Raw genomic sequence first — 20529 nt, forward strand, 5'->3', positions numbered from 1 at the left:
AATGAATGGGAGATTAATGATGGGACTGTTTTTGAGCTTGTAGCTTAATTGCGCGCTGCACACGCTCGGCATAATCAGTGATGCCTGCAAGTTCAGAATCACTGGCGCAAGTGGCTTTGATTTTGGCTTGATAGTCGGAAAAGCTTGAAACGACTTTGGCAGGCACACCAATGGCGACTGAATTATCTGGAATGTCTTTGGTCACCACGGAACCAGCACCGATGACCACATTTGAACCAATGATGACACCCGGCATCACAATCGTATTGACCCCAATAAACACATGCGAACCGACTTGAATCGGGGCAAAGCGTTGATAGCGTTTGCCGTGCTCATCTTTGACCAAACAGGTACTGCCATCATGGGTAATAAATTTTACTCCTGATGTCACGGTAACATCATCACCCATACTCACCAAAAATGGTTCAGAACCCCAACTGCGGATATAGATTCTGCAATTGTTGCCAATGGTCACGCCTTTTTTTCGCGCGTATGCCACACTGCCTTTGGCAAAAAAATACACCAAATCAAAGACAGCATTAAAAACAGCACGGATAAAGCTCATGATTGAAACCTATGTGATCCGATAAAGGCAATAATTCAAGTGAAACAGCAAAAGAAAATGGGCTTTAATCAGCCCATTTTTTCGACAGATTATTTTAACCGAAAATGCGCCTGACAGATACTGCCCAACATCTTGGTTTAATCTACTGACTTCAGTAAGGACTTTTCCAGCTTCTTGGCAGGAATGCCTACATAAACGCCTGCTTCAGTGATGTTTTTACTGACCAACGAACACGCCCCAATCACGCTATTATCGGCAATCGTGACTCCATCCAAAACTGTCACTCTTGCACCAAACCAAATATTTTCACCAATCACAATGCCCTGCTTGGTAATTTGATCTTTCACCAAAACCTCGGGATCATCAAACTTATGGTTACTGGCAATCATGATGCTTTGCGTGCCGATACGGGTGTTGTTGCCAATTTTTAAACCGCCGCAGCCATTTAAAAAGGATTTGGAATTAATGCTGACATCTTGACTAATTTCAATCTCTCCACCAAAGCATTTGATGTAACAGCTTTCACCAATAAAGCTGTTATCACCAATAATCAATGATGCGCCTGACTCGACAATCAGCGTGACATCATCGCCAATATAGACATTTTTTCCGATGATGACTTTGCCTGAAATTTCGAGTTTGGTTCGGCGTCCAAAATATTTAAACTGACTGCCAAAAGCCATGCCATATAAGCTTTTGCGACACTGTGCAGAGAACCAGTTCAGCAATTTTAAACATTTAAAAAAGATCATTCTGGACGTCTCCACACCACGGCTAAAATGGCAAAATTATAGAAGATCAGCGCAACAGGCACTGCAAGCAACATATACAGTTTGTCCGCACACAGCCAATACAACCCTGCAAACAAAATAAATTTAATGATGAGTTCGATAATTTGCAGTTTAAACAAAATATGGCTTTGGCGCTTGGCAATCAGATATGCCGAACTTGGCGGATTACAGAAGACTGCCCAATAGCCCAAGGCTAAAATCTGGAAATATGTAACAATCCCCTGCCATGCTTGACCAAAAATCATTAAATAAAAAGATTCAGGCAACACAAAGAAAATTGCAAAAAAAGGTAAAGATACAAGACTTAAAAAGACACTGTTTTTTAAAGCCTCAGTAGCAGAATTCTGCTGATAGAATTTACGGATAAAGAACTGGCGAATGGTTTGCGACATCAAATTAATCGGCACACGCAAGGTCCGCTCGACAATGGAATAAAAACCCACCGCTTGAAAGCCAACAAAATGCGCCACCACATAATATGGCAAATTATGCGAAAAACTGTTCAGTAAAGCATGCGGGGTATTACTGAAAATAAAATCCTTATAATTTTTAAAGGCATTCCAACTGACTTGATAGAGATGCTGATTCAGCACATAGATCAACAGCACCATGATCATGACAAGTGAACTGACGCTATAACTATTGAGTAAATTGATGTTCAACATCAACGGCAGACTGAGCTGTACCGCCACAATAATCAGACTGCGGAAAATATTTAAGCCTGCACAAAACCACTCCGCTTCATGGGCAAATTTATAATTATAGACACTTTGAATGAGAGTATTGGCAAACACACCGAGTGCAATGGCAACTGCCATTTCCGCATCGTAAATCAAGCCAATCACCACAGCACTTAAAATTGAAAAAATCAGTGAAAAAACACTGCTCTCAAAAATTAAGCTTTTTTGATGTTCAGGCTTCGCCACCAATAAGGCTTGATCGAGACGTAAATTCGCCACCGTGGATAACACACTTACGAAGGCCAACGCCACACCATACTGACCAAAATCATTTACAGAATAGAGGCGCGTTAAAAAAGGAAGTGCGATAAATGTCATTATCGCACCCACTAATAAACTTAAAGTAATTAAGCCAATCGATTTATATTGATGGGCCAAACGTGCCAGTCTCATTTCAGATTTTGCACATACCACTGCATCGCCAATTGAATACCGGCATCAATACGGAACTCAGGTGCATAGCCCAAAGCCTTTTCAATTTTGGCAATGCTGGCTTGTGAATGACGTACATCGCCTGCACGAAATTCACGATACACAGCATCTTTGGCATAGTTCACGTCATTTTCGTTCAACGCAACTTTAATGGCATTAAACAAGTCATTCAGCGTGGTACGGTCACCCACTGCCACATTATAAACCTGGTTTTTCGCTGCTTCGTCTTGCGTAGTCGCTGCCAAAATATTGGCTTGTATCGTGTTGTCGATAAAGCAGAAATCACGGCTGGTTTCACCATCACCATTAATAAACACATCATCACCGGCAATCATCGCTGCGGTCCATTTTGGAATCACCGCAGCATAGGCACCGTTTGGATCCTGACGCTGACCGAACACATTAAAGTAACGTAAACCAATCGCCTTAAAACCATAGGTTTTGGCAAATACATCAGCATACAGCTCATTCACGTATTTAGTCACTGCATAAGGTGATAATGGCTTACCAATGTTTTCTTCGACTTTTGGCAATGCAGGATGATCACCATAAGTTGAACTGCTCGCTGCATAAGTAAAGCTAGATACACCAGTATCACGTGCAGCAGTCAATATATTTAAGAAACCGCTAATATTGGTCTCATTAGTGGTGATCGGATCTGCAATGGAACGCGGTACAGAGCCAAGCGCGGCTTCATGCAAGACATAATCCACACCTGCACAGGCTTTTTGACAATCTGCGAATTGACGGATATCACCTTCAATAAACTTAAATTTAGCCCATTGCTCAGGACTCACCAAAGCTTGTACTTGATCTAAATTATATTGATGACCTGTTGCAAAGTTATCTAAACCCACAACCGTTTGATCTAACTTTAATAAAGTTTCTAATAAATTAGAGCCGATAAAGCCAGCAACCCCTGTGACTAACCATATTTTAGGTTGAGCTTGCAGGGTTTCACATACCTGTTGATATTGATTCATAAGGGCATGTCCTATTATAAGCGAAGGTCAGATTCGGCTTGAGACAGTACGTATTTCAAGTCATATAGCACATGTGCAGGCTTGCCAAGTGCGCGGATCGCTTCAGCACCCATATCTTTAAATTGCTCATGTGCAACTGCCAAGATCACCGCGTCATAAGTACCTTTTCCCACAGACTGTACAGGACTGATACCATACTCATGCTCTGCTTCCGCAGCATCTACCCAAGGATCATAAACATCAACATTGACATGATATTCTTGCAATTCATTTACGATATCGATAATTCGGGTATTACGAATATCTGGACAGTTTTCTTTAAAACTTAAGCCAAGTACCAAAACTTTAGCACCTTCAACCTGAATTTTTTTCTTGATCATACCTTTGACCAGCTGCGTCACCACATACGCGCCCATACCATCATTCAGACGACGGCCTGCCAAAATAATTTCAGGGTGATAACCAATCGCTTGCGCTTTATGAGTGAGGTAGTACGGGTCAACCCCAATACAGTGGCCACCGACCAGACCCGGACGGAACGGTAAGAAGTTCCATTTAGTGCCCGCAGCTTCTAAAACTGCTTCCGTATCAATACCCATTTTATTAAAAATTAAAGCCAGCTCATTAATCAGTGCAATGTTGACATCACGTTGGGTATTCTCAATCACTTTTGCAGCTTCGGCGACTTTAATAGTTGCAGCTTTATGTGTCCCGGCTTCAATAATCAAGTTATAAACCTGATCCACAAAGTCAGCGACTTCTAATGTAGAACCCGAGGTAATTTTTAGAATATTGGTCACACGGTGCAGCTTGTCGCCCGGATTAATACGTTCCGGACTATAACCAGCAAAAAAGTCTTCATTAAATTTTAAACCTGAAATTTTCTCTAATTCAGGAATACACACTTCTTCGGTCGCACCCGGATAAACTGTTGATTCATACACCACAATATCGCCTTTTTTCAAGACTTGACCAATACTCTGGGAGGCTTTTACCAATGGCGTTAAATCAGGTTGCTTATATTGATCAATTGGCGTTGGCACAGTCACAATAAAAAAATTACAGCTTTTTAAGTCATCCAAACTCGTGGTATAGCTTAAATGTGTCGATTGTTTTAATTCTTCAGGCGAGACTTCTAAAGTATGATCCTGTCCGCTTCGCAGCTCATCAATGCGTTTTTGGTGAATATCAAAGCCAACAACTGGAACTTTTTTTCCAAACTCCACAGCTAAAGGTAGTCCTACATAACCTAGACCAATAATTGCTATTTTTAGTTCAGAGAGTTGTAACATATAGAAGCCTATGTGATTGATGCTTTATTCATCATCATTACGTTATAAACAGCCCTATAATATAGCAGATTTTAAGACATTTTTTAGTATAAAATCTTATCCTGCCAGCTCAATCGATTATAAAATAAAATTACACCTCTTAAGTTTTATTATTAAAAATCAATATAATAAATAAAAAAATTTATACTTCTATAATTCAGAGAAAAGTTCTTACAATTTGTACCCTATTTTTTAAATTAAAAAGCTTATCATTCAATCCTATTTTTGGTATATTCAAGAAAAATAACGCTATAACAAAATACAAATTTAAATTAGTAACATGAATAAATTATAGCGACATCACATAATAATTTTTATAAATGGGATTCTATAGAGTGAAATTCTATCGTTACAGTTTAATTGCCGCAATGACATTGGGAGTGACTAGCTGTGCAGTTACTTCTGGTCTGCAAACCTATGATTTACCTTCAAAAGGAGTTTATCAAACCGATTTAGGCACTCAAGTCAATGTCATCCGCTTATCTCAGGAAACGCTTCCTGCAGTTCAGTCAGATCAGTATAATCAGCAAAACTTTGCGCATTTATTTAATGTTAAGCACAACCAGTACCATTTAAGTCCCGGCGATATTCTTTCTATTTATTTATGGGCTTATCCTGATATAACACCTCCAAATAATTCAGCAAGCAACAATTTTTCTGCACAAGCGAATGGCTATCAAATTGATCAGCAGGGCTATATTCAATTTCCTGTCATTGGGCGCTATAAAGCTGCTGGAAAATCTTTAACCCAAGTCAATCAAGAACTGCGAGTTCAGCTTGCACGCTATTTGAAAACACCTGATGTAGTAGTACGTGTACTGTCCTATCAAGGCCAGCGCTTTTCTGTGCAAGGCAATGTCATGAATGGAGGTCAATTTTTCTTAAGTGACCAACCCATAAGTGTCTATACGGCATTGGGCTTGGCCGGCGGCGTAAATACACAATATGGTGATAACACTTCGATTACGTTGGTACGTCAAGGACAGATTTACAATTTAAACAGTATTGAATTGGAAAAAAATGGTTATTCGTTACATAACTTATTAATTCAGCCAAATGACACGATCTATGTCAATTCTAAAGAAAATCAAAGAATCTATGTCCTGGGTGAATCTGGACAAAATCAACCTGTTTCGCTTCGTGATCAAGGCATGAGTTTAAGTGATGTGTTAGGTGAAAGCTTAGGCTTGAATCCTCTTTCTGCCAGCCGCAGTAAAATCTATGTGGTGCGCAGCACTCCAAATAACCCGATGACAGAAATTTATCATTTAGATTTGACCAGCATTGGCGATTTTGGTTTAGCCAATAATTTTAAAATGCGCAGGAATGATATTGTCTATGTCGATGCTACTGGACTTGCTCGTTGGCAACGTGTGATTAATCAAATAGTTCCTTTTTCTAGCATTGTTGATGCTGCCTATTATTCGGGTAATTAATATGAATATTCAAAATATTCTTGTGGTTTGCGTGGGTAATATCTGTCGCAGTCCTATGGCTGAATATTTTTTAAAACAGGAATTTCCGCAATTTAATATTGAGTCTGCAGGTATTTCCGGTTTAATCGGCCATACTGCAGATGAAAAAGCACAATTATCTATGCAGCTCTTGGGGATTAATATGCAGCCACATATTGCTCGCAAGCTGAATGCTGAATTGATCAAAAAAGCGGACTTAATTTTGGTGATGAGTCAAAATCAACAAAAACATTTAGAACAAATCTGGCCTTTCGCAAAAGGCAAGACTTTCCGTTTGGGGCATTGGCAAAGTAAGAATGTACCTGACCCGTACAAACACGATCAGGTTGTGTTTGATGAGACGTGTCAACTCATACAAAATTATATTGCTGATTGGAAAAAATATATTTAACTTTTAGAATAATTATTATGAACGAAAAAAATAGTTTAACTGAAGATACCGTTGATTTAAAAGAGCTGTTTTTTTTGCTCATTGCTCAATGGAAACTGATTGCACTCTGTGTGATTTTAAGTTTGGTATGTGCATTATTGTATTTAAGAATCACACCCGACACTTATTCTGTCGATGCATTAGTACAAATTGAAGAAAGCAGAGGAACCTCTGCAGCTTTATTAGGTAATTTATCCAATATAGTTGAGCCGAATCCTGAGCAGAGGCAGCCTGTTCAAGCTGAAATAGAACTTCTTCAATCACGTTTAGTGCTTGGTTCTGTCATTAAAAACTTAAATTTAGATTTAAAAATTTCTGAAACAGAAAACAGTTCTTTTGATCGTTTACTCCGCCCACATAGGTATAAAACTCAATATCAAGCAAAATCAGTTTTATTCCAAGATGACTCTAAGTCTTTTGATGTTCGAAAATTTGAAGTTCCAACTTATTACTTAGATAAAAATCTTCTACTGAATTTTAATGCTAATAAATTTACTTTAACCGATAAAAAAACTAAACAAATCATTTTTAGTGCACCGATCAACCAAGAAAGCAGTCTCACTTCTAAATATGGAACTTGGAAAGTTGCGATTTATACCCAAGACTCACTTAAAGACACTTACAACATTCAAAAAATGTCTTTACCTTCAACAATGAAGTCAATTACAAAAAATTATTCTGTAGCTGAAAAAGGCAGATTAACGGGTATTTTAGGTTTACAATATCAAGGACAAGATAAACAACATATTACTAAAGTTCTAAATTCTATTCTTGTTGCTTATAGCCAACAAAATATCGAACGTCGTTCGGCAGAAACCGCCCAAACGCTCAATTTTTTAAATGCACAATTACCCGAATTAAAACAACAACTTGATTTTGCAGAGCGTGAATTTAACACATTCCGTCAAAAATATAATACAGTTGATGTGACTAGAGAATCTGAATTGTATTTGACTCAAAGTATTACTTTAGAGACCCAAAAAATACAATTACAACAGCGACAAGCAGAGATGGCAGCGCAATACACAACCCAACACCCAGCGATGCAGCAAATTAATGCACAGCTTTATGTTATTAATAAAAAAATTGGTGAGTTGAATGGGACGTTAAAACAATTGCCAGATTTACAACGTCGCTATCTACAATTATATCGTGAGGTTGAAGTTAAAACTCAACTCTATACAGCTTTACTGAACTCTTACCAACAATTACGTATTGCTAAAGCAGGTGAAATTGGTAGTGTGCGTGTTGTAGATACAGCAGTCCTTCCTATTGAGCCGATTAAACCTAAAAAACTTATAGTATTAAGTCTTGCTCTTTTTGTAGGTATTTTCCTGGGAAGCTTGTTAGCTCTACTGCGCAATACGATGCGCTCAGGCATTAAGGATTCAAGTCAAATTGAAAATGAATTAAACTTACCTGTATATGCGACAGTACCTCATTCACTTATTCAAGAAAGCCACACTAAACTGCTGAAGAAAAAACATGTTCCTATTTTAGCGATTAAAAATGGGGACGATATTGCAATTGAAAGCTTACGCAGCATGCGTACCACAATTCACTTTGCTATGAATAAAGCTAAAAATAATATCATTATGATTTCGGGTCCTTCACCAGAAGTAGGTAAATCTTTTATTTCTAAGAACTTAGCTGCTATTTTAGCGCAAAGTAATAAACGCGTATTAATCATTGATGGGGATATGCGCCGTGGTAATTTACATAAACATTTCAATCATGATAAACAACCGGGTTTGGCTGAATATTTAAATACTCAGCAAACATTGGAAGATATTATTAAACCTACTGAAGTTCATAATTTAGAGGTAATTACGCGTGGCAAGAGTCCTGTTAATCCTTCAGAGTTATTAAATTCTGCAAAATTTGCACAATTATTAGAACAAACTTCATCTATGTATGACCATATTATTATTGATACACCTCCAATACTTGCAGTAACGGATGGTGTTATCATTTCACAATATGCAGGTGTAAATTTAGTGGTTACACGTTATGCAAAATCACAAATGAAAGAACTAGAATTAACTGTTAATCGCTTTGAACAAGCAGGTGTAAAAGTGAATGGCTTTATTCTAAATGATATTCAACGTGGTGCTGATGAGTATGGATATAATTATATCTACAGTTACACGGCTTCAAAAGACAATGATTAAATAGATCTGATTCAGATCAATTGCATCTCTTTATTGTAAAAGCCAGTGATTTTCACTGGCTTTTTCTTTTTAAGATACTCTTAATCTAAAAAATAATTTAGTTTACAAAAAAAATCAGGATCACAGCAAAAAAATAATTCACTCTCTAAAGTAGATAAAAATTGATATTTAATTGTATTAAAAATGTTTTATATATTCAGTCTGTTATAGAATAACTGGCTTGATAAGAATATATTGGATTTCTGTACAATGCGGCTTCCTCGAAACGTGTTGGATAGAAAAGTCTGCTAAAATTAATGCAACTTTTGAATATAAAATGAATTTGGGAAAACCTATGAGTAAAGCCTTACCCATCGCTGTCGCTGTTCTTTTAGGCGGTGCTGCACTTGTACCTGTTTATTATGCAACTCAAAACCCGGCTACTGTGACATCAAAAGCATCAAAGAATGCATCTGCTGTTGAGAAAATCAGTTATGCGCTAGGCTACGAAGTTGCACATCAAACACCACCTGAATTAAATATCAATAGCTTTGTTACCGGTGTACGTGAAGGTCACGCTCGAAATAAACCTGCTTATACAGAACAAGAACTTCAACAAGCTTATGAGCAATTCCAGAAAGAAATGCAACAAAAGCAAGTTCAGCAAGCACAGCAAGTACAAACAGCTAGCGATTCTTTCTTAACTGAAAATGCGAAAAAACCGGGTGTGAAAACCACGGCTTCTGGCTTACAGTACAAAATCATCAAAGAAGGTACAGGCAAACAGCCTGCTGCTAACTCTATGGTGACCGTCCATTACAAAGGTCAGTTGGTTGACGGTAAAGTATTTGATAGCTCGATTGAACGTGGTGAACCGATTGAATTCCCATTAAATCAAGTCATTCCAGGTTGGACTGAAGGTCTTCAACTGATGAAAGAAGGTGGTAAAGTGACCCTTTATATCCCTTCAAAATTGGGCTATGGTGAACAAGGTGTGCCGGGAATGATTCCTGCCAACAGTACCCTGATTTTTGATGTTGAACTGATCAAAGTAAAATAAAAAAATTCAAGGAGAGCTTTTGCTCTCCTTATTTATCTTGGGATAAGAGAATGAAAACACCTATAACATTGCTTTGTTTCTGCCTTTTTACCACGGCTAGCTTTGCAAAACCCGTAACCAATACCAGTAGTTTGAATGAACAAGTCGGCTACAGCTTTGGCTACTTAATGGGGCGTAGCAATGCCGAATCTGTTAAAGATTTGGATTTAGATGCTTTCATGCTCGGTTTAAAGACCGCAGCTCAAGGCGGTAAATCTGCCCTCACTGATGAGGAAATGGCGCGCGTTCTGACCCAACATAAAAAGCTCAGTGATGCAAAACAGCTTATCGAACTGAAACAAAAAGCCGATGCCAACGCCAAAATCGGGGCAGAATTTTTAACAGCCAATGCTAAAAAACAAGGTGTGCAAACCACTAAATCTGGTTTGCAATATCAAATATTAAAACAAGGTACAGGGAAATCCCCTCAGGCCAATTCCGTTGTCAAAGTCAATTATGAAGGTCGTTTAATAGACGGTACAGTTTTTGACAGCTCAATTGCCCGGAATCAACCGGCTGAATTTCAGGTCAGTCAAGTCATTCAAGGTTGGACTGAAGGCTTACAACTGATGAAAGAAGGTGCTCAGTATCGTTTCTTCATTCCAGCACAACTTGGTTATGGTCAAATTGGCTCTGGTGATGTGATCGAACCGAATAGCACTTTAATTTTTGATGTAGAACTTCTTGAAGTCTTACCTAAATCGACTAAATAGCCCCCCCCTATTTAATCCATATTAAAAAATAGCAAGCAGGTCAATATGAGCAAAAATCATGCTCATTCCCTGCTCGCTATTTTTTTTATGATTTAATCAACGTATTTTCAGTATTGGCTTTCAATATAAATACGCTTGTTCTTTTTCAAGCGATGTATATGACCCTACTTAACATACCCATATAAAAATAAAGCTATATTTATTAAATTCTTATATTTTAAAATAATCTTGTTTAATAGCATGTTTCAATTTATTAATAATACTATGCAGTCAAAATAAATCGATCTTGTACAATCATCAAAGATGTTTTATTTCTATATTTTCATCAATACACCAACTTCACTAAGAACAAGGATTGAATCAATGGCTCTAACAATCAAAACTCGCGAAATTCAGTACACAGCTGCAGATGGAACTCATTTAATTGGATACTTTGCAGCGCCTGAATCAGAAACACCAGTCGCGGGCGTGATTGTAGCGCCTGAATGGTGGGGACGAAATGAATACACCGAACAGCGTGCCCGTGAACTCGCCGAACATGGTTATGCAGCACTTGCCATTGATATGTATGGCGATAAAAAAGTAACTACTGCAGTGCCACAAGCCAGTGAATGGATGATGCAAACCTTTGAAGATCCTGAAACAATTGTGACTCGTGCGTCTGCAGGTTTAGCGACATTAGCCGCGCAAGAAGAAGTAAATGCAGATAAACTGGCTGCTGTAGGCTTCTGTTATGGCGGCAAAGTGGTGCTTGATCTGGCACGTTCTGGTGCCTCTTTACAAGCGGTGGTCACGTTCCATGGCACATTGACTCCGAAAGCACCTGCACAGCTAGGAAAAGTAAAAGCTGAAATTTTAGTTCTCCACGGAGAACTCGACAGCATGGTCAGCCTGGATGATGTGGCACGCTTTAAAGAAGAAATGCAGGCGGCTCAAGTCGAGCATGAGGTAATGATTTTTGAAGATGCGAAACATGGTTTTAGTAATCCGCTTGCAGACGAACGTGCTAAACAGAATGGAGTTGATCTGGGCTATAACGCAGCCGCAGAACAACAAGGCTTATCTGCCATGTATGAATTATTAAACAAGCGACTTGGTGAGTAGCAATGAAGGTAAATATGGCTGTGCCATCTTTACCCATCCAGTGACCTGGATATTTTAAAAATATAATTTTTAAAGAGGATAGAACAATGACTGAAAATAACTGCCCATATTGCAACTTTGATGAATATGACATCATTGATAAAAATGACTTTGGTGTGATTTTGCCTGAGCCGAATGCATTATCTAAAGGTCATTCTGTCATTGTCCCTCTACGTCATATCAGCTCTTTTTTCGATGTCACCGATAAAGAACGTAAAAGCTTAATGTCTTTGCTTGAGCTTGCACGTAATGAGCTTCAACTGCGCCACCACCCTTCTGGCTTTCATATTGGGTTCAATGATGGAGCCGTATTTGGTGAGGCAGCGCAGCACTTGCACATTCATATTATTCCACGTTATGAAGGTCAGACCTTAAAGCTGGATGAGCGTTGGGGCATGACCAGCGAGTAAATAATAGATTCGAATAATTTAAAAATGATGCTCCGGCATCATTTTTTATGTCTTGTTGCAACCGCAATGCTGCACAGTTTTCGCTATACTATTCATCTATTCCAAATACGCGGTTCGCATGTCACAGTTTTCTTTTTCCGATGCTCTTCTTTCCTGGTTCGATGTCCATGGTCGTCATGATCTGCCGTGGCAAGTGGTTGATGATCCATATAAGGTTTGGGTATCTGAAATTATGTTACAGCAAACCCAAGTCAAAACCGTGCTGCAATATTTTGATCGTTTTATAGAGCGCTTTCCAACAGTTAACGATTTAGGCTTAGCCAGTTGGGATGATGTTGCGCCCTATTGGGCAGGGCTCGGTTACTATGCCCGCGCACGAAATTTACATAAAGCTGCGGGAATTGTGGCACGTCAGGGCCATTTTCCAACGAACTTAGAAGAATGGATCGAACTTCCCGGGATTGGTCCTTCGACCGCTGGTGCACTCATGTCACTTGGTTTACGTCGATACGGTGTCATTATGGATGGCAATGTAAAGCGGGTATTGGCGCGTTTCTTTGCCATTGAAGATGATCTGACTAAACCTGTACATGAACGTGCGATGTGGCAACTGGCAGAACAACTTTGTCCTGTTGAGCGCAATCACGACTATACCCAGGCGATTATGGACTTGGGTGCAACCGTATGTACGCCGAAAAAACCACTGTGTTTATATTGCCCGATGCAACAGCACTGTAAAGCACATCAGCAGGGTTTAGAAACCGAACTGCCCTTTAAAAAACCGAAAAAAGCCGTGCCGGTCAAATCGGCACAAGTCTTGGTGATTCAGTCGAATGATCAATGGTTATGGCAGCAGCGTCCAAATAGCGGCTTATGGGGTGGCTTATGGTGCTTGCCAATTATTGAAAATCCAGTTGAATTTGAAAACCTGTGCCAAACACTGGGACTCAAAAAAGTGATCCAACGCGCTGAGATCACGCATAGCTTTACCCATTTTACCTGGCAACTTGAAGCGGTGTGTTTTGAGGTTGATGCGGATCAACAAGAGCATCTTTCCATTGAACTGAATGGCACTTGGTTAGCTACACAAAATGCAACCGAAATGGGCATTCCCACGGCGATGAAAAAATTGATCTCTGCCATAAATTTATGACATAGTCAGGCACTGTTATTCAAATAATTTTCACACAGATTAGAATGAAAAAAGGATGAACAGTGCTCCGTTTTATTTATGCATTATTACTTGGTTTTAGCATGCTATGGATTGCCGCATGTACCTCAAGTCCTAAAAAGTCCTCAACGACACCCCTTTCGCCTGCTCAAGTACAAAAGCTGAAAAGTATGCAGCTGAAATCATCATTACCTATTCCAGTACAAAATATAAAAGCCAAACAGTTACGCGATACTTGGGGAGCTTCCCGCAGTAGTGGACGTACCCATGAAGGCATTGACATCATGGCTCCACGTGGAACAAAAGTACTGAGTGCCACAGAAGGTTTAATTGCTGACTTACGCAATAACAATTTGGGTGGTAAAGTGGTTTGGATTATGGGACCTGGCGGAACCTGGCATTACTATGCCCATCTGGATGAGCATAAACGCGGCTTAAATGTCGGGGATTATGTCAAAAAAGGTGATCTGATTGGTTATGTCGGTAACACCGGTAATGCGCGGCATACAGCACCGCATTTGCACTATGGGATTTACCTGGATGGTAAAGGTCGTGGTGTGGTCAACCCCTATCCTTATTTACGTTAATTTTTTAGGAACTATTCATGTCAGAAGCGCTGATCAATCGTTTGGTCGAATTTGCTGAATCAGGCAATCAACAAAAAATTGTTTTGGCTGGAAAAAGCCATCAAGGCTGGGTGATGGAAATCACTGAAGAAGCGCTTTTGATTAGTACCGGTTTTGCCGAAAAAACCGGAACAGATATGTGGATTCAATTCACCGATTTACCACAAGCAGAGCTGTATTATTGGGATAATCAACACGATCAATGGGCTGAATTTAAGCTTTAAGCCGCTTCAGGAGCATCAAAAATTGTCGATTCAACGCTGTGGTTGGTGCTCGAATGATCCTCTTTATATCGCTTATCATGATCATGAGTGGGGCAAAGCCAGTCATGATGAAGCCCATTTATTTGAAATGCTGTGTCTGGAAGGCCAACAAGCGGGGTTGTCCTGGATTACGGTGCTGAAAAAACGGGACAACTATCGTCAGCATTTTTTTCAATACCCTATTGCCGAAATCGCACAATTCAGTGATCTTAAATTAGAAGAGATGCTACAAGATGCTGGCTTGATTCGGCATATCGGTAAACTCAAAGCCATTCGTAACAATGCCATTGCCTGGCAACATTTAACCCAAGAATTACAACAACAGCAGATCAATGTCAGCGACTGGTTATGGCGTTTTGTTGCAGATCAAACTAAACATAATGATGTACCAGATTATCGTCAGGCACCTGCCCAAACAGAAATCAGTGTGACACTTTCCAAAGCTTTAAAAAAGAAAGGTTTTAAATTTGTCGGACCGACCACCTGTTATGCATTTATGCAGGCTGTCGGTATGGTCGATGATCATGAAAATCACTGCTCTTTTAAATCATTTTAAAGCACAAACAAGATAATAAAAGGATTCACTTATGAATGACAACATCATCCATGCCTATGCAGCCATGCAGGCTGGCGCAGAACTTGAAGCCTATCAATTTGATGCTGGAGAATTACAAGCGCATCAAGTTGAAGTCAAAGTTGAATATTGCGGTTTATGCCATTCTGATATTTCAGTGATTAATAATGACTGGAAATCTTCGGTTTATCCTGTAGTCGCAGGGCATGAAATTATTGGCATCATTACCCAGTTGGGTGCAGAAGCCAAAGGCTTGAAAGTGGGTCAACGCGTTGGCATCGGCTGGACAGCAGAAAGTTGCCAGCACTGTGACCCGTGTGTTTCAGGTCAACAAGTCATGTGTAGTGGTGGACAAACGGCGACCATTGTTGGACATGCTGGTGGTTTTGCCAACAAAGTTCGCGCTGGCTGGCAATGGGTAATTCCACTCCCTGAAGATTTAGATCCAGAAAGTGCTGGTCCACTGCTGTGTGGTGGGATTACCGTATTTGATCCTATGCTTAAACACCAGATTCAAGCGATTCACCATGTTGGGGTGATTGGGATTGGCGGTTTGGGGCATATGGCAATTAAACTGCTAAAAGCTTGGGGCTGTGAAATTACTGCATTCACATCAAGTTTAGACAAAACAGAAGAACTGAAAGCTATGGGCGCAGACCATGTGGTAAATAGTCGCGATTCGGCTGCGCTAAAAGCTCAGCGCGGAAAATTTGATTTATTACTCTGCACCGTCAATGTGACTTTAGATTGGCCTGCTTACTTAGGCAGTCTGGCGCCACATGGCACAATCCATATGTTGGGTCTGGTTTTGGAGCCGATGCAAATTCCAGCGGGCATGCTGATTGGTGGTGCAAAATCGGTCACAGGTTCGCCTACCGGCTCCCCTGCTGCACTGCGTCAATTACTAAAATTTGCAGCGCGTAAAAATATTGCGCCACAAATTGAAATCTTCCCAATGTCACAACTCAATGAAGCGATTGAACACTTACATTCAGGAAAAGCGCGTTACCGGATTGTGTTAAAAGCGGATTTCTAATTTTTCTTTTATCTTGCTGAATTCAAATCTGCCCAACCATTGCGGTTGGGTAGATTTTCTTGAAAACTCCACAATTAAATCGCTCATAAATACCCTGCAAGCTTGTGTGCCAGGAACTCAATAAATAAACGCACCCGTTTCGGCAGGTGTTCTTGTCGATAATAAACTGCATGAATTTTTTGATAATGCAGACTGATTTGATCCTCAAATAAAGCTTTCAGACGACCGGCCTGTAAATCCTCTTCCACCAGAAAGCGTGATAAGCAGGTAATCCCGACACCTTGTAAAGCTAATTGCCGAACCGTTTCACCATTGGATGCTTTTATTTTGGGATGAGCAATAAAATCTTCACCATTTAACTGAATCGGCCAGGTATTTAAATGGGTCGGCTGACTAAAACCCAATAAAGCATGTTGCGATAAATCCTCTGGAGCTTGCGGTACTCCGTTTTGTTCCAAGTAGGCAGGACTGGCCACGATATATAAATGACTGCGACACAATAATTTGGCATGTAAACTTGAATCATGCAGTTCCCCAAAACGAATCGCGACATCGGTTTTATGTTCCAATAAATCAATTACCTGATCATGATTATTCAATTCAATTCAATTTCAATATTCTGATATTGCTGCATAAATTCCTGAATCAGCGGCACAATCACATGCAAGATAAAAGGCGTTGCAGAATCCACCCGAATCAGTCCAGAGGTATCGGTATCTGATTTGAGTAAAGCATCTTCGGCTTCGGCGAGATCATTTAAAATTTTGCGGGATCTTTCAAGAAACAGTTGCCCTTCCTGGGTCAGTTTCAGCTTGCGAGTAGTCCGTTCCAACAAGGTCACATTCAACTTGTTCTCAAGACGTTGTAAGGCTCGACTGACTCCCGAGGTAGTTTGTCCTAAACGCTCTGCTGCCATTACAATCGAGCCACTATCCACGATAGTCACAAAAGCGTGGAGTTCTTCAATAGTCGATTTCATCTTCCTCTCATTTATTGATTTTTATTCCATCATATTTTTCAAATTAATGTATTTTTAACAACAATAAAAGCTTCAGAATCACGCTTATCTTGAAAACTTAAAGATTGAATTAACCGAAATCTATCGACTACATTGGCATTCATCATTTGGAATACAGCGGCTTTTGTCGTGGTTTCGACAATTTGATCCTACAAATACCTGCAATATTTGTGGCTCATGATGCTTCAGGTCTGGTTTCTTCAGTAAATATAGATACTTATTCAAATGAAACTTGCATCTAATAAAGTACTGGATTATCAACCCTGTTCATAAAACACTGTGAAGAGAAAGTCCGCATCATGCGGACTTTTTAATATTATTGATTAACGCAAAGCTTCTGGCAAAGCAGGAATACTGGAGGGCTTGCCGAGTTCCATTTTCATTTTTTGCAGCATCTGATAGGGTTGCTGCTGTACAAACATATTCACAAAGGTTAAAGGAATAGAACCTTCAGGATTGGCATAACCATAAGTTGAAACTTTGATTTGATTATTGGCAAGTTTCTGAAAAGTCCAATCGCCTTCATAATGGGTTAAACGTACATAATCTGGATTTTTGGCATAGCCTTTATCGACTGCTTTATTTTTAATCGTGATCGTACCTTGAGCATCTTTGATCATTTTACCTTGCACCACCAAATCACGATCTTTCAGCGGAAAAGGAAAATCCAGCACCATATACAATAAAAATTCGCCTTTCTTGTCATCTCGCGAAAGCACTTTGATACTGCCCATATACGGCACCCATTTTACTGCATGATCGACATCTAAAATCAGACTGACCGCTTTTTCTAGCGCAGTATCGTAGGTCGTTTCAGCTTTATATAAAAATACTGGGTTTTGACTATTTTGAAAGGTCCAAACTTTAATATTATTTTTATTAATGCTGAGCTTGGCATTATCAACAGGTTTAGCCTGCACTGTAGCCAACATTGCTACAGCACAAGCCATCAATATCACTTTTTTCATTCCGTTGAACATCTTATTTTAATTTTGTTGTATTGTTATAAATGATTTTGATGCATTTTTATACTTGAATATCGTTAAATCCAAGTACATCTTTCATGTCATATTTACGCGCTTCACGGCCTACCACCCAAGCTGCAGCACGTACCGCACCTGAAGCAAAGTTCATGCGATTGGTTGCTTTATGGGTGATTTCCACACGTTCGCCATCGGCAATAAACATTGCAGTATGTTCACCCACGATGTCACCACCACGGATGGTTTGGAAACCGATACTTTTGCGCTCACGCGGACCGGTATGCCCTTCACGGCAATACACAGCATCTTCTTTTAAGTTACGACCCAAAGCACCGGCAATCGCTTCACCCATCATCAGTGCTGTACCCGATGGCGCATCCACTTTATGACGGTGATGTGCTTCGATCACTTCAATATCGACTGTGTCACCAAACACTTTAGACGCGAGTTCTAACAGTTTGATTGAAACGTTTACACCCACCGAATAATTCGCTGCATAAACCACAGGAGTTTGAGTCGCGCTGTCATCTAAAAATGCTTTTTGTTCGTCATTCATGCCTGTAGTGCCAATCACAATGGCAACACCTGCTTCACGGCACAATTTTAAATGCTGTTCAGTCGCAACAGGCGCTGTGAAATCAATGACCACATCACAGTCTTTTAATACGTCTTGCAGATTGCCCACAACCTTAACACCCACAGCACCAATACCGGCAAGCTCGCCTGCATCTGCACCAATCAAGCTGCTTTCAGGGCGTTCAACTGCCGCTGCAAGCTGGTAACCTGCTTCTTTTACTGCTTGAATGAGGATGCGTCCCATACGACCGCCTGCACCTAATACACCAATGCGTGGAGCTGCTAACATAACATATTCCTAATGTTGCTTCTAAATTGTTATTACTATAGCAAAACTCTGTACAGAGACTAAGTTTCAGCCTGAAATTTTTTATTGAAAAAAGAAAAACCGGTCATGGTGAATGCTTATGCCAAAGCACGATGCAATGGTTCAGCCCAGGCCAGTTGCTGTATTGAACGTTCAGCGTTAAAAATAAATGATTTTGCTGCTGATTTTCATCTCCCTGTAAACATCACTGCGCAGACTACGCGACACGAATGATCAAAAGATGAATTATAAGGAGATCAGCATGCATTCGAAAAAAATCGCGTTAACCGTTTTTATGGCAACTCTCATCAGCACAGCGTGGGCAGAACCTGCAATCCAAGCGGGAGATACTTTAGAAAGCTTATCGCAAGTCAAAATCAATATTCGTACCCATAGCGCTACACCGGCTCAAGCTGAAAATAATCAGGCAGCGACCAAGCAAGAACCGGCTGGCGAAGCAGCAACGCAATTGGTAGATGTCGAAGCTATTGACCAACCAATCATCGAATAAGCGCTTAAATGGTTATAAAAAAAGGGGGAATATTGAATATTCCCCCTTTTTTTTCAAACTGTGTCTGAAATTAATCAAACAGACCGAAGAACGATTTTTTCTTTGGAGATGATTTGCTGTCCTCACCATCCATCGTTTCTTGCAATTCTTTTAACAACTCACGTTGGCGAGCAGTCAAATTCACCGGTGTTTCTATCACGACGCGGCAGAGTAAATCGCCTTGCATACTAGTACGTACAGGTTTAACCCCTTTACCACGTAAGCGGAACATTTTACCGGTTTGAGTTCCCTCAGGAATTTTCAAACTTACACGGCCATCGAGGGTTGGAATTTGAATTTCTTTACCCAAAGCCGCATCAGCAATGCTGACAGGCACATCCATATACAGATCTGCACCATCACGTTGGAAGATTTCGTGTTCACGCACCACAACTTCTACGTATAAATCGCCTGACTGACCATCACGAATCGCTTCGCCTTTGCCGGTTAAACGTACGCGATCGCCATTGTCCACGCCTGCAGGAATGGTAACTTCCAGCGTTTGTTGACGATCTGATACACCAGAACCATGACATTTATTACATGGATTCTTAATGATGGTACCTTGGCCACGACAGGTGCTACAGGTTTGCTGCACCGAGAAGAAACCCTGTTGCATGCGCACTTGACCTGCACCATGACAGGTTTTACAGGTTTCAACATCTTTAGGATTTTTTGAACCTTTGCCATCACACACATCACAAGGTGCAGGTGCAGTAAAGGTAATGGTTTTTTTCACGCCCTTGACCGCTTCTTCAAGGGTCAATTCCATCACGTAGCGAAGGTCAGATCCACGACGTGCGCGTTGTTGTTGACGACCACCGCCACCAAAAGCGCCACCAAAGATATCGCCAAACTGGCTAAAGATATCTTCTGCATTGAAACCACCACCAAAGCCGCCACCGCCGCCCATACCACCTTCAAAGGCATTGTGCCCCATACGGTCATACATGCTGCGTTTTTCGCCATCAGATAAAATTTCATAAGCTTCAGCAGCTTCTTTAAATTTATCTTCAGCTTCAGGGTTGTCTGGATTGCGGTCCGGATGATATTTCATCGCCAACTTACGGTAGGCTTTTTTAATTTCATCATCACTAGCGGTTTTAGCGACGCCCAAAACCTCATAATAATCACGTTTAGCCATGTCTGGCGATGCTCCTCAC

22 protein-coding genes and 1 pseudogene are annotated in these 20529 nt (G+C 40.3%); 14 read left to right on the plus strand and 9 right to left on the minus strand.

All coding sequences use genetic code 11. The annotated features are described in order from the left end of the window. Positions 1-13: 13 nt before the first annotated feature. The 5 genes from HLH18_RS04160 to tviB all read right to left on the minus strand — a co-directional run bounded on the left by HLH18_RS04160 (position 14) and on the right by tviB (position 4803). The gene (locus HLH18_RS04160; protein ID WP_171545864.1) at positions 14-565 is read right to left on the minus strand and encodes an acyltransferase; all 552 of its coding nucleotides are present in this window, start codon (positions 563-565) and stop codon (positions 14-16) included. Positions 566-702: 137 nt separating this feature from the next. Then, a complete protein-coding gene (locus HLH18_RS04165; RefSeq protein ID WP_214647261.1) occupies positions 703-1317 on the minus strand; it encodes an acyltransferase in 615 nt (204 codons plus the stop codon). Then, a complete protein-coding gene (locus HLH18_RS04170) occupies positions 1314-2489 on the minus strand; it encodes a lipopolysaccharide biosynthesis protein (RefSeq protein ID WP_171545865.1) in 1176 nt (391 codons plus the stop codon). The genes HLH18_RS04165 and HLH18_RS04170 overlap by 4 nt, the downstream gene beginning before the upstream one ends. Then, positions 2486-3511, minus strand: a complete 1026-nt coding sequence (locus HLH18_RS04175) for an NAD-dependent epimerase/dehydratase family protein (RefSeq protein WP_171545866.1) — start codon at positions 3509-3511, stop codon at positions 2486-2488. The genes HLH18_RS04170 and HLH18_RS04175 overlap by 4 nt, the downstream gene beginning before the upstream one ends. 14 nt (positions 3512-3525) lie before the next feature. Beyond that, the gene (gene tviB / locus HLH18_RS04180) at positions 3526-4803 is read right to left on the minus strand and encodes a Vi polysaccharide biosynthesis UDP-N-acetylglucosamine C-6 dehydrogenase TviB (RefSeq protein WP_171545867.1); all 1278 of its coding nucleotides are present in this window, start codon (positions 4801-4803) and stop codon (positions 3526-3528) included. A gap of 407 nt (positions 4804-5210) precedes the next feature. Between tviB and HLH18_RS04185 the strand changes: the two genes are divergently transcribed. From HLH18_RS04185 to ahr, 12 genes are all read left to right on the plus strand, one after another. Then, entirely contained in the window at positions 5211-6278 is a 1068-nt protein-coding gene (locus HLH18_RS04185; protein ID WP_250852369.1) for a polysaccharide biosynthesis/export family protein, read from the plus strand. 1 nt (position 6279) lies between these two features. Further along, positions 6280-6708: a low molecular weight protein-tyrosine-phosphatase gene (locus HLH18_RS04190; protein ID WP_171545869.1), complete on the plus strand. Its 429-nt coding sequence runs from the start codon at positions 6280-6282 to the stop codon at positions 6706-6708. Between the two features lie 17 nt (positions 6709-6725). Further along, on the plus strand, positions 6726-8918 hold the full coding sequence (locus HLH18_RS04195; protein WP_171545870.1) for a polysaccharide biosynthesis tyrosine autokinase: 2193 nt from the start codon (positions 6726-6728) through the stop codon (positions 8916-8918). 334 nt (positions 8919-9252) lie between these two features. Continuing rightward, entirely contained in the window at positions 9253-9957 is a 705-nt protein-coding gene (bamJ, locus tag HLH18_RS04200; RefSeq protein ID WP_171545871.1) for a BamJ family beta-barrel-assembly machinery protein, read from the plus strand. A 50-nt stretch (positions 9958-10007) separates the two neighbouring features. Continuing rightward, entirely contained in the window at positions 10008-10709 is a 702-nt protein-coding gene (gene bamJ / locus HLH18_RS04205; protein ID WP_171528762.1) for a BamJ family beta-barrel-assembly machinery protein, read from the plus strand. 363 nt (positions 10710-11072) lie between these two features. After that, positions 11073-11813, plus strand: coding sequence for a dienelactone hydrolase family protein (locus HLH18_RS04210; protein ID WP_171545872.1), 741 nt, complete (start codon positions 11073-11075; stop codon positions 11811-11813). An 86-nt stretch (positions 11814-11899) separates the two neighbouring features. Continuing rightward, a complete protein-coding gene (locus tag HLH18_RS04215) occupies positions 11900-12262 on the plus strand; it encodes an HIT family protein (RefSeq protein WP_171545873.1) in 363 nt (120 codons plus the stop codon). Positions 12263-12380: 118 nt separating this feature from the next. Continuing rightward, positions 12381-13415 (plus strand): A/G-specific adenine glycosylase, encoded by a 1035-nt coding sequence (gene mutY, locus HLH18_RS04220; protein WP_171545874.1) that lies wholly within the window; start codon positions 12381-12383, stop codon positions 13413-13415. A 101-nt stretch (positions 13416-13516) separates the two neighbouring features. Continuing rightward, positions 13517-14020 carry a M23 family metallopeptidase gene (locus tag HLH18_RS04225; RefSeq protein ID WP_171528796.1) on the plus strand — a complete coding sequence of 168 codons (504 nt, stop codon included), beginning with the start codon at positions 13517-13519 and terminating at the stop codon, positions 14018-14020. A gap of 17 nt (positions 14021-14037) precedes the next feature. Continuing rightward, positions 14038-14283: a hypothetical protein gene (locus HLH18_RS04230; protein ID WP_171528766.1), complete on the plus strand. Its 246-nt coding sequence runs from the start codon at positions 14038-14040 to the stop codon at positions 14281-14283. 22 nt (positions 14284-14305) lie between these two features. Further along, positions 14306-14878, plus strand: coding sequence for a DNA-3-methyladenine glycosylase I (locus HLH18_RS04235; protein WP_171528767.1), 573 nt, complete (start codon positions 14306-14308; stop codon positions 14876-14878). A gap of 31 nt (positions 14879-14909) precedes the next feature. Next, positions 14910-15932, plus strand: a complete 1023-nt coding sequence (ahr, locus tag HLH18_RS04240) for an NADPH-dependent aldehyde reductase Ahr (RefSeq protein WP_171545875.1) — start codon at positions 14910-14912, stop codon at positions 15930-15932. Between the two features lie 83 nt (positions 15933-16015). Here the strand turns inward: ahr and HLH18_RS04245 are convergent. The 3 genes and pseudogenes from HLH18_RS04245 to dapB form a co-directional block, all read right to left on the minus strand. Next, positions 16016-16911, minus strand: a pseudogene (locus HLH18_RS04245) (LysR substrate-binding domain-containing protein). Between the two features lie 362 nt (positions 16912-17273). Next, complete coding sequence (locus HLH18_RS04250) at positions 17274-17918, minus strand: START domain-containing protein (protein WP_171545876.1); 645 nt, start codon at positions 17916-17918, stop codon at positions 17274-17276. 58 nt (positions 17919-17976) lie between these two features. Beyond that, complete coding sequence (gene dapB / locus HLH18_RS04255; RefSeq protein WP_171545877.1) at positions 17977-18798, minus strand: 4-hydroxy-tetrahydrodipicolinate reductase; 822 nt, start codon at positions 18796-18798, stop codon at positions 17977-17979. 84 nt (positions 18799-18882) lie between these two features. Between dapB and HLH18_RS04260 the strand changes: the two genes are divergently transcribed. Beyond that, complete coding sequence (locus tag HLH18_RS04260) at positions 18883-19050, plus strand: hypothetical protein (protein WP_171545878.1); 168 nt, start codon at positions 18883-18885, stop codon at positions 19048-19050. 28 nt (positions 19051-19078) lie between these two features. Further along, positions 19079-19327, plus strand: a complete 249-nt coding sequence (locus HLH18_RS04265) for a hypothetical protein (RefSeq protein WP_171545879.1) — start codon at positions 19079-19081, stop codon at positions 19325-19327. Between the two features lie 70 nt (positions 19328-19397). Here the strand turns inward: HLH18_RS04265 and dnaJ are convergent, their stop codons facing one another. Continuing rightward, positions 19398-20510: a molecular chaperone DnaJ gene (dnaJ, locus tag HLH18_RS04270; RefSeq protein WP_171545880.1), complete on the minus strand. Its 1113-nt coding sequence runs from the start codon at positions 20508-20510 to the stop codon at positions 19398-19400. Between the last annotated feature and the right edge of the window lie 19 nt (positions 20511-20529).

This window comes from Acinetobacter sp. ANC 5414 (assembly GCF_013004295.1).
Taxonomy (GTDB): domain Bacteria; phylum Pseudomonadota; class Gammaproteobacteria; order Pseudomonadales; family Moraxellaceae; genus Acinetobacter.

Coding starts and splice junctions, on each gene's coding strand:
- HLH18_RS04215 (WP_171545873.1), top strand. CDS start 11,900: ATGACTGAAAATAACTGCCCATATTGCAACTTTGATGAATATGACATC.
- dnaJ (WP_171545880.1), bottom strand. CDS start 20,510: ATGGCTAAACGTGATTATTATGAGGTTTTGGGCGTCGCTAAAACCGCT.
- HLH18_RS04225 (WP_171528796.1), top strand. CDS start 13,517: ATGCTATGGATTGCCGCATGTACCTCAAGTCCTAAAAAGTCCTCAACG.
- bamJ (WP_171528762.1), top strand. CDS start 10,008: ATGAAAACACCTATAACATTGCTTTGTTTCTGCCTTTTTACCACGGCT.
- HLH18_RS04175 (WP_171545866.1), bottom strand. CDS start 3,511: ATGAATCAATATCAACAGGTATGTGAAACCCTGCAAGCTCAACCTAAA.
- HLH18_RS04165 (WP_214647261.1), bottom strand. CDS start 1,317: ATGATCTTTTTTAAATGTTTAAAATTGCTGAACTGGTTCTCTGCACAG.
- ahr (WP_171545875.1), top strand. CDS start 14,910: ATGAATGACAACATCATCCATGCCTATGCAGCCATGCAGGCTGGCGCA.
- HLH18_RS04190 (WP_171545869.1), top strand. CDS start 6,280: ATGAATATTCAAAATATTCTTGTGGTTTGCGTGGGTAATATCTGTCGC.
- HLH18_RS04160 (WP_171545864.1), bottom strand. CDS start 565: ATGAGCTTTATCCGTGCTGTTTTTAATGCTGTCTTTGATTTGGTGTAT.
- HLH18_RS04195 (WP_171545870.1), top strand. CDS start 6,726: ATGAACGAAAAAAATAGTTTAACTGAAGATACCGTTGATTTAAAAGAG.
- HLH18_RS04230 (WP_171528766.1), top strand. CDS start 14,038: ATGTCAGAAGCGCTGATCAATCGTTTGGTCGAATTTGCTGAATCAGGC.
- dapB (WP_171545877.1), bottom strand. CDS start 18,798: ATGTTAGCAGCTCCACGCATTGGTGTATTAGGTGCAGGCGGTCGTATG.
- mutY (WP_171545874.1), top strand. CDS start 12,381: ATGTCACAGTTTTCTTTTTCCGATGCTCTTCTTTCCTGGTTCGATGTC.
- HLH18_RS04265 (WP_171545879.1), top strand. CDS start 19,079: ATGCATTCGAAAAAAATCGCGTTAACCGTTTTTATGGCAACTCTCATC.
- HLH18_RS04170 (WP_171545865.1), bottom strand. CDS start 2,489: ATGAGACTGGCACGTTTGGCCCATCAATATAAATCGATTGGCTTAATT.
- HLH18_RS04250 (WP_171545876.1), bottom strand. CDS start 17,918: ATGAAAAAAGTGATATTGATGGCTTGTGCTGTAGCAATGTTGGCTACA.
- bamJ (WP_171545871.1), top strand. CDS start 9,253: ATGAGTAAAGCCTTACCCATCGCTGTCGCTGTTCTTTTAGGCGGTGCT.
- HLH18_RS04210 (WP_171545872.1), top strand. CDS start 11,073: ATGGCTCTAACAATCAAAACTCGCGAAATTCAGTACACAGCTGCAGAT.
- tviB (WP_171545867.1), bottom strand. CDS start 4,803: ATGTTACAACTCTCTGAACTAAAAATAGCAATTATTGGTCTAGGTTAT.
- HLH18_RS04185 (WP_250852369.1), top strand. CDS start 5,211: ATGACATTGGGAGTGACTAGCTGTGCAGTTACTTCTGGTCTGCAAACC.